Origin of the sequence: Devosia sp. YR412 (assembly GCF_900110945.1) — a bacterium.
Lineage (GTDB): Bacteria > Pseudomonadota > Alphaproteobacteria > Rhizobiales > Devosiaceae > Devosia.
The window spans coordinates 624,682-637,319 of sequence record NZ_FOFL01000001.1; the positions used below are offsets into that span (position 1 = coordinate 624,682).

Here is a 12,638-nt window from a genome sequence, read left to right on the forward strand (position 1 = left end):
AGATTATGGCCAAGAGGGGTATTTCGCCACACCGCCTGGCTTTGGCCAGCGCGCTGCTGGCGCTTACGCTCTCGACCAGCGCCTTTGGCCAGGGCCTTGTTCCGCAAGACTTTTTTAGCGCTCCAGTCGATGAGTCGGCGCCGATCGGCGTCGATGCCGATACGCTGACCTTCGACAGCGTCACCAATGTGATTACCGCCAGCGGCAATGTGGTGCTGCGCCAGAGTGGCTATACGCTGACCGGCGCCGAGCTGGTCTATGACCGCAATACCAAGGACCTCACCTTCGTTGGTGGCGTGACGATTCTCGATCCATCCGGCAATCTGGCCGAAATGGTCGATCTCAAGGTCACCGGCGCACCACGGCAGGCTTTCCTGAACGCCATCACCCTCACCTCCTATGACGGCGCGCGCATTACTGCCGACAGCGTGGATTATGACGCGGCGCTGCAGACGCTGCTGGAACAGGCGACTTACGCGCCCTGTGGCGACTGTATCGACGACAATGGCAATCGCATCGGCTGGTCGGTGAAGGCGACGCGGATCGTCTATAATGCGGCGGATGGTTCCACGGCGCTGGACAATCCGACGTTGGAATTGCTCGGCGTGCCGGTGGCCTGGCTGCCCTATCTGTGGCTGCCGAACCTGCAGACCGAGACGGTCGAAGGCATTCGCATGCCGACTTACGACTATAGCGAAAAGACCGGCCATCGCGTGGTGGTGCCCTATCAGGCCTATCGAAGCAAATGGACAGATGTGATCCTGACGCCGACCTTCATGACGCGGCAGGGCTTTTTGCTCGGCGCGGAAGTGCTGCAGCGTTTTGACACCGGCTCAATCCAGCTCAAGGCCTCGGGCATCCGGCAGTTCGACAATGCGGCCTTTGTCGGCGACGGGCAGCAGGACTGGCGCGGCGCGATCCAGACGTCGGGCGAATTCGTGCCGCTCAAAGACTGGACCGTGGGGTGGAGCTATTCGACCTTCAGCGATCCGTCCTATCTCTACGATTATCGCCTCGACCTGGCAAAATCGAGCATCAATCAGGTCTATACGACCAACCTGACGCGCGACACCTATTTCGACGTTCGCGTGCAGCAGTTCAACCAGATCGGCGAGAATGTGCAGTGGTCGGCGCAGGCCTATCAGGCCACTGCCGTGCCGGCTGTGCGCTATGACCATGTCGAGCGGCTGGCGCCGGGCTTTGGACAGGTGGACGTCAGCGCGCGCCTTTTGGGCGTGCAGCGCAAGACCGATCACACTGCGACCTCCAATGGCGTGCCCTATGTATTCGGCTATGCCGGCAACAAGCAGCATGCGAGTCTGCAGGCCGGCTGGCAGAACCAGTATGTGGGCGCCGGCGGGTTCGTGGCGACGCCCTATCTCGGCGGCCGCGCCGATGTCGCCTATTACGATGGCACGAGCCCGATCCTGCCCGGCGCGACGACGCTGTGGAGCGCGACCCCGATCGCCGCCATGGATGTGCGTTATCCGATGGTCGCCAATGACGGCTCCACCGTGCATCTGATCGAGCCGATCGCGCAGCTGGTCTATCGCGGCAGCGACACCAGCATGGTCGGCATTACCAATGACGATGCGCAGAGCTTCGTCTTCGATGACACCAACCTCTTCAGCTACAACCGTTTCTCGGGCAATGATCGCCAGGAGACGGGCCTGAGGCTCAATGTCGGCGGCCGCTACATGGCCAATTTCTCCGACAATGGCTATGTCGAGCTGATCGCGGGCCAGAGCTTCCATCTGGCAGGCGTCAATGCCTTTGCCACGGCAGATCATGCGCAGACAGCCGTTGGCGGCGGGCTGAGCAATGGTGCTTCTTATGCCGTTTTGGGCGCCTATGCCGGGCTAGAAGAGGGCATCAAGGCGGGCGGCAAGCTGCAGGTCGATACCACCAATCTGCGCATTGCCCGCGCCTCGCTGACCGGCAGCTATGCTGGCGCCGGCTATACGGCGAGCGTCGACTATAGCTATCTGGCGGCCAATCCGGCGGTCGGGGCGATCAAGGACCAGCACGAGATCGGCGCGTCGGTGTCGGTACCGGTGGCGCAATATTGGTCGATCCGCGGCAATGCCTATTGGGACCTGGTCGGCAACAGCTACCTGCAGTTTGGTGGCGGCGTGACCTATGACGACGGTTACCTGATGATCGGCGCCGATGCGACGCGGACCGGGCCGACGCATAGTTCGCCCAATTCCACCAGTGTCACGGCATCGTTCAAGATCAAGGCACCGGCCGGGCTCGACCTCGGCTATGCCGGGGCCGTGCCGGTACCGAGCTTCCAGTAAATCGGATTTTGGCCTCAATCATGGGGCAATTGACAGCGCGCTATTCCCGCCGCATTGAGTGCGGGTGGTTCGACGTGAGGCGGAAACAATGATGGCCAAGACTTTCTGGGGACGCGCCGCCGGCGCCATGATCCTGGGTGCAATGCTGACGCTGGGCGCCGCCCTGCCGAGCGTGGCGCAGCAAGGCGTTCGCGTCACCGTCAACGGCACGCCGGTCACCGACCTGCAGGTTGCCCAGCGCCAGAAGCTGTTTGCGCTCGAAGGCAATAACGGCGGCTCCAAGGGTGCGCTGGAACAGCTGATCGACGAAGCCATCCAGAATGGTGAGGCCAAGCGCCTCGGCATCACCGTCTCCAATGCGCAGGTCGATGATGCGCTGCAGCAGATCGCCCGCAATATGAATGTCAGCTCGGACAAGCTGGTCGGCCTGTTGCAGAGTGGCGGCGTTGGCCTTGATACGCTCAAGGACCGGTTGCGCGCTGCCATTGCCTGGAATGCCGTGACCGAGCAGGCGATCATGCCGCAGGTGCAGATTTCCGAGCTGCAGCTCGACCAGGAAGCTGCCGCCAAGGTGCAGGAATACCAGACCTTCGATTATATCCTCAAGGAAGTGATCTTCGTCGGCAGCGGCTCGGGCCGTTCGGGCCAGGCGAATAACTATCGCACCAAGTTTTCCGGCTGTGACACCGCCGTTGATCTGTCGCTCGGCTTTACCGATGCGGCGGTGATCGATGTCGGCCGCCGTCATGCGACGCAATTGCCCGAGCCGATCGCCAAGGAACTCGCCGGGCTCAATGTGGGGGGCATCACCAAGCCACGCGTGGTGGAAACCGGCGTCTCGATGCTGGCGGTCTGCGAAAAAACCCAGGCCGAAGACCTGACCTTCATCAAGAGCGACCTGCGCGCCGAGGCCGGCAATAGCCAGCTGGGCGGGGAAGTGGAAGCCTATCTGGCCAAGCTGCGCCAGAGTGCCAAGATCATCTACAACTAACCTGACCGGGTCCGCCGCTGGCGGACCCTTCGTCCGCCATGGGGGCCGAGATGGACAAGCCGCTGGCCATCAGCATGGGCGAACCTGCTGGCGTTGGCCCTGATCTCATTCTGGCGCTCTATGCGCGACGGGTTGAGCTGGGGCTTCCCGATTTTACCGTATTCGGACATACCGAGTTTTTGCAGGCCCGTGCCGAACGGCTGGGGCTGGATATTGCGATCGGCGCCGCGGGTTCGGTTGATTTCACTGACACCCTGCCCGTTGTTGACGTAGATGGCCTGGTGCCCGACCATCCGGGCCAGACCTCGCCGGTTTCGGCGGGGGCGGTGATCCGCTCGATCGAGATGGCGGTCGCGGCGACGCTGACTGGGGCATGTCGCGGGCTGGTGACGGCGCCGATCCACAAGGCGGCGCTTTACAATGCCGGCTTCAAGCATCCCGGCCATACCGAATTTCTCGCCGAGCTCTGTGCCGTGGACGGCAAGGTGCGGCTACCGGTGATGATGCTGGCGCATGGTGGCTTGCGCGCCGTGCCGGTGACCATCCATGTGCCGATCCGCGATGTGCCGGACCTGCTGACCAAGCAATTGATCGTCGACACCATCAAGGTGGTGGCGCATGACCTCAAGCATCGCTTCGGCATTGCCGAGCCTCAGATCGGCGTGGCCGGACTCAACCCGCATGCCGGCGAGGGCGGGGCGATCGGGCGGGAAGATCTTGAGATCGTCGGACCGGCCGTGGCGCAGCTGCAGTTCGAGGGCATCGGGATCACAGGCCCCCTGCCCGCCGATACGCTGTTTTATCCGACCCATTGGGCGCGCTATGACGCCGTGGTGGCGATGTATCACGACCAGGCGTTGATCCCGATCAAGACCGTGGCTTTTGAAGAGGCGGTCAATGTGACGCTGGGCCTGCCCATCGTGCGCACCTCGCCCGACCATGGCACGGCCTTCGATCTGGCCGGCACCGGCCGCGCCTCGCCTGCCAGCTTCCTCGCGGCCATCAGAATGGCCGATGCAATGACGGCGACCCTATGAGCCAAATCGATAATCTGCCACCGTTGCGCGAAGTCATCGCCGAGCATGGCCTGCGCGCCAAAAAGGAGCTCGGGCAGAATTTCCTGCTCGATCTCAACCTCACGTCCCGCATTGCCCGCGTGGCGGGACCGCTGGAAGGCGTGCGCGTTATCGAAGTGGGCCCGGGTCCGGGCGGGTTGACACGGGCGCTGCTGGCCGAGGGCGCGCGCGATGTGATCGCCATCGAGCGCGATCCGCGGGCCCTGCCCGCCTTGGCACAGATTGCCGAGGCCTACCCGGGCCGGCTGACGGTCATCGCCGGTGATGCGATGGAGATCGACTATCGCGTGCTGGCCGATGGGCCGACGCGGATCATCGCCAACCTGCCCTATAATATCGCCACGCCGCTTCTCACAGGCTGGCTGACCATGGACCCGTGGCCGAGCTTTTTCGAAAGCCTGACGTTGATGTTCCAGCGAGAAGTGGCCGAGCGGATTTGTGCCAAGCCGAGCGAGGATCCCTATGGCAGGCTTGGCGTGCTAGCCGGCTGGCGCAGCGATGCCAAGATCGCCTTCAATGTGGGCCGGCAGGCTTTCGTGCCGCCGCCCAATGTGACCTCGGCCGTAGTTCACCTGAAGCCCAAGCCGGTGGGTGACGATGTGACAGTGAAGAACCTCGAACACATCACCCGCTCGGCATTTGGCCAGCGGCGCAAAATGGTGCGGCAGAGCCTCAAGGCTGTCGGGGTTCCGGTGGAGGGCCTGCTGGCCGCTGCCGGGCTCAAGGGTGACGAGCGGGCGGAGGATTTGGCGATCGAGGCGTTTTTGGCTATGGCGCGGGCTTTGCCGGGGCTAAGGCAGGGCTAGCGGCTTCCGTTCCACTCGCTAAAGCGAGTCAATCTGGCTCTGCAAGTCTTTGACGAAGCTGGACAAATTCAGCTGGCGCTGTCGATCCAGGCGGGCGGATACGAGGATGGAGCGGACGCGTTGCGTCGAGGCTTCGAGGTCTTCGTTGACGATGACATAGTCATATTCGTTGAAGTGATCCATCTCGCGGCGGGCGTTCTGCAGACGCTTTTCGATGGTGCCGACCGAGTCCTGGGCGCGGCGTTCGAGGCGGGCGCGGAGTTCCTTGATGGTGGGCGGCAGGATGAAGACCGTTACCATGTCCTTGCGGCTGTTCTTGTAGAGCTGCAGCGTGCCCTGGTAGTCGATGTCAAACAGGATGTCGTTGCCGGCGGCCAGCTGTTCTTCGACTTTGGCGCGCGGCGTGCCGTAGAAATTGCCGTGCACTTCGGCCGATTCCAGCAGCTCGCCATCGGCCTGCATGCGCTTGAAGGCTTCGACGTCGATGAAATAATAGTGCTTGCCGTCGACCTCGTCGGTGCGGCGGGCGCGGGTGGTCACCGAGACTGAGAGCTTGATATTGGGATCGGCGCCGAACAGGGCGCGCGAGATGGATGACTTGCCGGCGCCGGAGGGCGAGGCGATGACCAGCATGACGCCGCGACGCTGGAATTCCATCGGTGTGATCCTATTCGATGTTCTGCACTTGCTCGCGTAATTGATCGATCGCCGCCTTGAGGTCAAGGCCGATGGCGGTCAGCTCCACCGCATTGGACTTGCTGCACAGCGTATTGGCCTCACGGTTGAATTCCTGGGCCAGGAAATCGAGGCGCCGGCCGGCAGCGCCGCCAGTGGCGATGAGCTGGCGGGCGGCGGCGATATGGGCGGTGAGCCGGTCGAGTTCTTCGCGGATATCGGCCTTGGTGGCGAGCAGCAGCGCTTCCTGGGCCAGTCGCTCCTCGGAGAGGCCGGTGTCGCTGCCGAGATCGGCGATCTGCTGGCGCAGGCGGGCAAGAATGCCCTCGCGGCTGCGGGCGGGATGGGCTTCGGCGCGGGCGACGAGAGCTTCGATTTCCAGCAGACGATCAAGCAGGATAGTGGCCATGCGGCTGCCTTCCTGGCGGCGGGCGATGGCCAGATCTACAAGGGCTTGCGAGACGCCGTCGAGAATGGCGGCCTGCAGCGCTTCGCCATCTTCGTCCAGCGCGCTGTCGCGCTGTTCCAGCACGCCGCGCAGGGCGAGAATGCCGTCGAGGCTGGGTGGATTGGCCTCCACCCTGCCCTTCAGCTCGTCGAGCGCTGCAAGAACGGTGTCGAGTGCCTGGCGGTTGAGGTAAAGCTCGCCGCCTGCCCCCTGCCGCTCGACGGTGAGGTTCAGCGTCACCGAGCCACGGGTCAGCGTTTTGCCAATCAGTTGGCGGATATCGCTTTCCAGCGAGTCAAAGCCCGGCGCGAGACGCAGGCGGACATCGAGGCCACGCCCGTTGACCGATTTGACCTCGCAGGCGAATGACGCCCCGGCCACCGCGCCATAGGCGCGGGCATAGCCGGTCATGCTGGCGAGGGGCTGGCTCACTGGCCGGCCTCGCCAGCCTCCTCGGCTTCAAGCGCCTGACGCGCCTCTTCGGCCTGTCGAGCAGCTTCGTCGACGATGCGGCGATACTGCACCACATTGTCCTGATGCTCGGCATAGGTTTCGGCGAAGACATGGCCCTCGCTAGGGGTCGCGCCCTTGGCGACGAAGTAGAGGTAGTCGTGGGCATCGGGATTGGCGACGGCCTTGAGTGCATCAATGCCCGGATTGGCGATCGGCGTTGGCGGCAGACCGTCGATCTGATAAGTGTTGTAGTCGGTGCGCTGGTCGATTTCCGAGCGGCGCAGACCGCGGCCGAGCGTCGACTGGCCCTTGGTGATGCCATAGATGATGGTCGGATCGGACTGCAGGCGCATGCCTTCGCGCAGGCGATTGACGAAGACGGCGGCGACCTGTGGCCGCTCGCTGGCGACGCCGGTTTCTTTTTCGACGATAGAGGCCAGCACCAGCAATTGCTCGGGCGTCTCAATCGGCAGGTCGGCATCGCGGCCTTCCCAGACGGCAGCTAGTTCCGTGTTCATGGCGGACTGCATCTTCTCGAGAACCGACTGGCGGGTATCGCCGGGGACATAGTCATAGCTGCCGGGCAGGATCGAGCCTTCGGCGGGGAGCGTGGTAATTTCGCCGGTGATATTTGTATCGGCATTGAGGCGCTGGATGGCCTCCCAGGAGGTCCAGCCCTCGGGAATGACCACGGCATAGCGGATGGGATTGCCGGTAGTCAGCTCGGTCAGGATATCGGCCATGCTGGCGCCCGCCGGGATGCTGAAGTCGCCCTGCTTGATGGTGCCGGCCAGTTCGGAAACGCGGCTGCCGACCTGGAAGATATACTGGTTGGAAATCAGCCCCTGCTCTTCGAGGCGCGGAGCGATCGAGGAGAGACCCGAGCCAGCTTCGACGCGGAAGGTGGTTTCCTCGCTCAGCGGGCCGTCACCATAAAACTGCGATGCGCCATAGAGCGCAATGCCGCCGGCCAGCAGCAGGCCGAGCACCAGAAGCGACAGCAGGCCATTGAGAATATCGACGAAACCATTGCTGGAACGGCGGCGGCGCCTCGGCTTGCGGTCATTCATGATGCTAAATCACCCTCAGGGCCCGGTGTTGTGCCGGGTCTTGTCATCGATTTGAGTCAGCCTGATGGCCGGTGTGCATTGTTGGCGATGCGGCGCGCCAAAAACAAGAGGCACGCCGCGGTGACGCGACGTGCCTCTCATTGAAGCGTGGAAAAACTAGGCGACTTTGCGCATCACGAGGGTCGCATTGGTGCCGCCGAAGCCGAAGCTGTTGGAGAGCGCCACGTTGACGTCCTTCTTGAGCGCCACCTTGGGCACCAGATTGATCGCCGTTTCGACCGATGGATTGTCGAGGTTGAGCGTCGGCGGCACGATGCTGTCGCGCATGGCGAGCAGGCAGAAAATGGCTTCCACTGAGCCAGCGGCACCCAGGAGGTGACCGATGGCGGATTTGGTGGAGCTCATCGTGGCCGTCGAAGCCGAGTCGCCGAGAACGCGGGTCACCGCGCCCAGTTCGATCTCGTCGCCGAGCGGCGTCGAAGTGCCGTGGGCGTTGATATAGTCGATGTCGGACGGCTTGATGCCGGCGCGCTTGATGGCCGCGCTCATGGCGCGGAAACCGCCATCGCCATCGGGCGACGGGGCGGTGATGTGATAGGCATCGCCGGAGAGGCCATAGCCGACCACTTCGCCATAGATCTTGGCGCCGCGGGCCTTGGCCCGCTCGTAGTCTTCGAGCACGACAATGCCGGCGCCTTCGCCCATGACGAAGCCGTCGCGGTCCTTGTCATAGGGGCGCGAGGCGGCGGTCGGATTGTCGTTGAAATTGGTCGAGAGGGCGCGGGCTGCAGCAAAGCCGGCGAGCGCCAGGCGATTGACGCAGCTTTCGGCGCCACCGGCCACCATCACGTCGGCATCGCCAAAGGCGATCAGGCGTGCGGCGTCGCCAATGGCATGGGCGCCCGTCGAACAGGCCGTCACCACGGAGTGGTTGGGGCCCTTGAGGCCGAAGCGGATCGATACATAGCCAGAGGCCAGGTTGATCAGACGGCCGGGAATGAAGAAGGGGCTGATGCGGCGCGGGCCCTTTTCGTGCAGCGTGATGGAAGCATCATAAATGCCGCCCACGCCGCCGATACCGGAACCGATCAGAACGCCTGTGCGCTCCTGGTCTTCCTGAGTCTTGGGCTCGACGCCCGCATCATCGATAGCCTGCTTGGCTGCCGCCATCGCGTAAACGATGAACGGATCAACCTTGCGCTGCTCCTTGGTGTCCATCCACTCATCTGGATTGTACTTGCCGTCGGCGTAATCGCCGAGCGGCAAGCGTTGAGCGATCTGACACGCAATGTCATCGACCTGGAAATCGTCGATGCGTTTGGCGCCACTCTTGCCGGCCAAAATATTGGCCCAAGTGGCTTCAACTCCGCAACCGAGGGGCGTTACAAGGCCCAGCCCGGTTACGACGACGCGGCGAATTTCCATGGTCAACGTTTCTCTAGCGGCTTGTTAGCCGACAGCCTTGGTGAGGAAGGAGACGGCATCGCCGAAAGTCTGGATCGACTCGGCAGCGTCATCGGGGATTTCCACCGAGAATTCTTCTTCGAAGGCCATCACCAGTTCGACCTGGTCAAGGGAGTCTGCACCCAGATCGTCGATGAAGCTGGCCTTCTCGACAACCTTCTCGGCATCCACATTGAGGTGTTCCACAACGATCTTGCGGACCCGATCAGCGACATCGCTCATATTAGACTTCCTTTTTCGAAATCGAGGTTTCGTTTCGCTTCTTATTGGCGGACTGCCAAATCTTCAAGCGCCGTGTTGGCTGACTTCGGCAATGTAAGCGCGCTTTTCAGCGCCTGCAAGGCAGCCCACAACGAGACGCGACGGCGGCGATTACCACAGGAAACGCCGCTATCATAAGCCAGTTCCCCGGTTTTCAACGGGTTTCCGGCTATTTAGACCATCGCCATGCCGCCGTTGACGTTGAGCGTGTGGCCGGTGACGTAAGCTGCTGCGTCGCTGGCGAGGAAAACCGCGCAGGCAGCAACTTCTTGCGCCGTACCCAGCCGATTGGCCGGTATCGAGGACAGAATCGCCTCGCGCTGCTTGTCGTTGAGCTCGTCTGTCATGGCCGAGGCGATGAAGCCGGGGGCAATCGAATTGACGGTGATGTTGCGGCTGGCCACTTCATGAGCCAGCGCCTTGTTCATGCCGATGAGGCCGGCTTTGGAGGCGGCGTAATTGCCCTGCCCCGGATTGCCGGTGACGCCGACCACCGAGGAAATGCCGATGATGCGGCCGAAACGCTGCTTCATCATGCCCCGGAGAACGGCGCGGTTGAGGTGAAAGGCGGCGGTGAGGTTGACGGCGATGACCTCGTCCCACTCCTCGTCCTTCATGCGCATGAACAGATTATCGCGCGTCATGCCGGCATTGTTGACGAGAATGTCGAGGCCGCCCATGGCCGCTTCGGCGGCGGGAACGAGCTTGTCGACCTCGTCGAGCTTGGAGAGGTTTGCCGGGAGGATCGGACAATCCTTGCCAATTTCCCTGGCGGTATCTTCCAGCGCACCCATGCGGGTGCCGGAGAGCGCGACGGTGGCGCCGGCGGCGGCCAGCGCCTTGGCGATTTCGCGCCCGATGCCGCCGCTGGCGCCGGTTACCAGCGCGCGTTTGCCAGTCAGATCAAACATTTAGTCCTCCCCAGTGGAGATTGTGATTCAGCTTCTTAATGGCCTGAATCAGGAATTGAGCTCGGCGACGAAGGCGTCGATATCGGCCGGCGAGCCGACGGCATTGGCCACGGCTTCGGCATTGATGCGCTTGGCGAGGCCGGTGAGCACCTTGCCAGTGCCCAGTTCGGTGAGATGGGTGACACCGCCCTGGCCGGTGAGCCAGGTGACGCTTTCGGTCCAGCGCACGACGCCGGTGACCTGTTCCACCAGACGCTGGCGGATCTCGGCGGGATCGGTGATCGGGGCAGCCAGCACATTGGCGACCAGCGGCACGACCGGGGCGTTCATGGCGACTTCGGCCAGCGCCGCGGCCATGGCATCGGCGGCGGGCTGCATCAGCGAGCAATGGAAGGGTGCGGAGACCGGCAAGAGGAGCGCGCGCTTGGCGCCCTTGGTCTTGGCGATTTCGACGGCGCGTTCGACGGCGGCGGTGGTGCCGGAAACGACGACCTGGCCGGGTGCATTGTCATTGGCGACATCGCAGACATCGCCCTGGGCAGCCTCGGTAGCAACTTCCTGGGCGGTGGCGAGATCAAGGCCCAGAAGGGCCGCCATGGCGCCATGACCGACCGGCACGGCCTTCTGCATGGCTTGGCCGCGGGTTTTCAGCAGGCGGGCGGTATCGCCCAGCGAGAAGGTACCGGCAGCGGCCAGCGCCGAATATTCGCCGAGCGAGTGGCCGGCGACATAGGTGGCGTGATCGGCGAGCTTGACGCCCTTGCTCTCGAGCACGCGGATCACCGCCATGCTGACGGCCATCAGGGCCGGCTGGGCATTTTCGGTGAGGCGGAGAATGTCGTCGGGGCCTTCAAACATGATGGCCGACAGGCGCTGGCCGAGGGCCTCGTCGACCTCCTGGAACACGGCGCGGGCTTCGGGATAGGCCGCAGCCAGATCCTTGCCCATGCCGACGGCCTGGCTACCCTGCCCCGGAAAGGTGAATGCGCGCTTGGTCATCTGTGGCCCTCTTTGTCTCAGTTAGACAATCCGCAGGGCGGCTGTCCAGTTGCGCGGCGTGTGCCCAAAGGGTGTGGCGGAGTCAAGGCGCGCGCATGGATTCCCCACTATGGACCAGCACAAGCCGCCGTGCGGTGACTCGCGCGGCCCGCCGCTGACGCAGCCTGGCGGGTGCGCCAATGACCATTTCCTCGAGCAATGCGAGCGCGCCAATCGCCAGGACGGCGCCCACCACGGTCAGCGCGGTGCGCTGGAAGATGATCTCGAAGGCGTCGCGCGTGCCGATGCTGGTGACCATCAGGATCAGCGCCACCGAGGCGCCGAACTGGTAGGTGACCGGCGAAAGACGGCCTTTGCTCATGCCGTGGGCGGCATAGAGCCCGACCAGCATGGTGAGGCCGATGAAGACCGGCAGCGCCGGAATGAGATGGTAGACCGCAAGGCCGGCAATGGCCGTGGCGGCGCCGAGCAGCGTGGCGATAATGCGGTCGAAGGCCTCGCGATGGCGCATGGTGTGCTCTCCTTGGCCCAGCACGAAGATGACGATGATCGGCAGGATGACCAGATTGGCATCGGCGGTGATCCAGCAGAACAGAAGGACCGGCGCGAGGATGGCGAGGCGCAGCAGCACTTCGCGGCCGGGCCGGTCATAATCGGCGGCCACGGGCGCCGGGACATGCACCCGATCGGTCTTGGGCGGCAGCAGGAAATTGAGCAGCGGCAGCGTGACCGCCATGAAAAGGCCGGTCATGGTGAAGCTGTCGCGCATCACGACCAGTGCCTGATCGCTGGCAACGGCGGTGACCGAGATCATGGCGGGGATGATGGCAAACAGCGACCCGGCAATGCTGCCCCTGATCACCATGAGATAGAGGCCGATCGCGGCGAAGATCAGGAAGATGGTGGTGAACAGCAGGGGTTCGCCCAGCGTCATGGCGGCAATGGCGCTGAAGATGGCTGAAATGACCGGGATGGCGAGCGGCACGACCATGCCGCGCCTCAACGAGAAGCGGCCACGCTGGCTGCTCATCAGCGACAGCGTGAGGGACACAACCAGAACCGGCACGGAAATGCCGAGCGGTTCGGCCAGCAGCACGGCGAGGCCCAGGCCCAGCGCCGTGCGCAGGGCAAAATGGGGGTCCTCGGCCAGATCGACCCGGGTGAGCTGCTCCATCGGTCAGGTC

12 protein-coding genes are annotated in these 12,638 nt (G+C 63.4%); 4 read left to right on the forward strand and 8 right to left on the reverse strand.

The genetic code is table 11. The features are described from left to right. Positions 1-5 precede the first annotated feature (5 nt). From lptD to rsmA, 4 genes are all read left to right on the forward strand, one after another. Positions 6-2,300, forward strand: a complete 2,295-nt coding sequence (gene lptD, locus BM045_RS03060) for an LPS-assembly protein LptD (protein ID WP_092179549.1) — start codon at positions 6-8, stop codon at positions 2,298-2,300. Between the two features lie 88 nt (positions 2,301-2,388). Further along, the gene (locus BM045_RS03065; protein ID WP_092179551.1) at positions 2,389-3,291 is read left to right on the forward strand and encodes a peptidylprolyl isomerase; all 903 of its coding nucleotides are present in this window, start codon (positions 2,389-2,391) and stop codon (positions 3,289-3,291) included. Positions 3,292-3,341: 50 nt separating this feature from the next. Then, positions 3,342-4,328, forward strand: coding sequence for a 4-hydroxythreonine-4-phosphate dehydrogenase PdxA (gene pdxA, locus BM045_RS03070; protein ID WP_244522856.1), 987 nt, complete (start codon positions 3,342-3,344; stop codon positions 4,326-4,328). Next, a complete protein-coding gene (rsmA, locus tag BM045_RS03075) occupies positions 4,325-5,173 on the forward strand; it encodes a 16S rRNA (adenine(1518)-N(6)/adenine(1519)-N(6))-dimethyltransferase RsmA (RefSeq protein WP_092179555.1) in 849 nt (282 codons plus the stop codon). The genes pdxA and rsmA overlap by 4 nt, the downstream gene beginning before the upstream one ends. Positions 5,174-5,191: 18 nt before the next feature. Here rsmA and gmk read toward each other — a convergent pair whose 3' ends face one another. The 8 genes from gmk to BM045_RS03115 form a co-directional block, all read right to left on the reverse strand. Continuing rightward, positions 5,192-5,830, reverse strand: a complete 639-nt coding sequence (gene gmk / locus BM045_RS03080; protein ID WP_244522857.1) for a guanylate kinase — start codon at positions 5,828-5,830, stop codon at positions 5,192-5,194. 10 nt (positions 5,831-5,840) lie between these two features. Further along, on the reverse strand, positions 5,841-6,728 hold the full coding sequence (locus BM045_RS03085; protein ID WP_244522858.1) for a YicC/YloC family endoribonuclease: 888 nt from the start codon (positions 6,726-6,728) through the stop codon (positions 5,841-5,843). Further along, positions 6,725-7,819: an endolytic transglycosylase MltG gene (gene mltG, locus BM045_RS03090; protein ID WP_092179557.1), complete on the reverse strand. Its 1,095-nt coding sequence runs from the start codon at positions 7,817-7,819 to the stop codon at positions 6,725-6,727. Before mltG ends, BM045_RS03085 begins: the two co-directional genes overlap by 4 nt. A gap of 156 nt (positions 7,820-7,975) precedes the next feature. After that, the gene (gene fabF / locus BM045_RS03095; protein WP_092180859.1) at positions 7,976-9,238 is read right to left on the reverse strand and encodes a beta-ketoacyl-ACP synthase II; all 1,263 of its coding nucleotides are present in this window, start codon (positions 9,236-9,238) and stop codon (positions 7,976-7,978) included. A gap of 30 nt (positions 9,239-9,268) precedes the next feature. After that, positions 9,269-9,505 carry an acyl carrier protein gene (locus BM045_RS03100; protein ID WP_035100440.1) on the reverse strand — a complete coding sequence of 79 codons (237 nt, stop codon included), beginning with the start codon at positions 9,503-9,505 and terminating at the stop codon, positions 9,269-9,271. A gap of 212 nt (positions 9,506-9,717) precedes the next feature. After that, positions 9,718-10,455, reverse strand: a complete 738-nt coding sequence (gene fabG, locus BM045_RS03105; protein WP_092179559.1) for a 3-oxoacyl-[acyl-carrier-protein] reductase — start codon at positions 10,453-10,455, stop codon at positions 9,718-9,720. 48 nt (positions 10,456-10,503) lie between these two features. Then, on the reverse strand, positions 10,504-11,454 hold the full coding sequence (fabD, locus tag BM045_RS03110) for an ACP S-malonyltransferase (RefSeq protein ID WP_092179561.1): 951 nt from the start codon (positions 11,452-11,454) through the stop codon (positions 10,504-10,506). A gap of 82 nt (positions 11,455-11,536) precedes the next feature. Beyond that, positions 11,537-12,628, reverse strand: a complete 1,092-nt coding sequence (locus tag BM045_RS03115) for an FUSC family protein (RefSeq protein WP_092179563.1) — start codon at positions 12,626-12,628, stop codon at positions 11,537-11,539. Between the last annotated feature and the right edge of the window lie 10 nt (positions 12,629-12,638).

Coding starts and splice junctions, on each gene's coding strand:
- lptD (WP_092179549.1), top strand. CDS start 6: ATGGCCAAGAGGGGTATTTCGCCACACCGCCTGGCTTTGGCCAGCGCG.
- BM045_RS03065 (WP_092179551.1), top strand. CDS start 2,389: ATGATGGCCAAGACTTTCTGGGGACGCGCCGCCGGCGCCATGATCCTG.
- pdxA (WP_244522856.1), top strand. CDS start 3,342: ATGGACAAGCCGCTGGCCATCAGCATGGGCGAACCTGCTGGCGTTGGC.
- rsmA (WP_092179555.1), top strand. CDS start 4,325: ATGAGCCAAATCGATAATCTGCCACCGTTGCGCGAAGTCATCGCCGAG.
- gmk (WP_244522857.1), bottom strand. CDS start 5,830: ATGGAATTCCAGCGTCGCGGCGTCATGCTGGTCATCGCCTCGCCCTCC.
- mltG (WP_092179557.1), bottom strand. CDS start 7,819: ATGAATGACCGCAAGCCGAGGCGCCGCCGCCGTTCCAGCAATGGTTTC.
- BM045_RS03100 (WP_035100440.1), bottom strand. CDS start 9,505: ATGAGCGATGTCGCTGATCGGGTCCGCAAGATCGTTGTGGAACACCTC.
- fabG (WP_092179559.1), bottom strand. CDS start 10,455: ATGTTTGATCTGACTGGCAAACGCGCGCTGGTAACCGGCGCCAGCGGC.
- fabD (WP_092179561.1), bottom strand. CDS start 11,454: ATGACCAAGCGCGCATTCACCTTTCCGGGGCAGGGTAGCCAGGCCGTC.
- BM045_RS03115 (WP_092179563.1), bottom strand. CDS start 12,628: ATGGAGCAGCTCACCCGGGTCGATCTGGCCGAGGACCCCCATTTTGCC.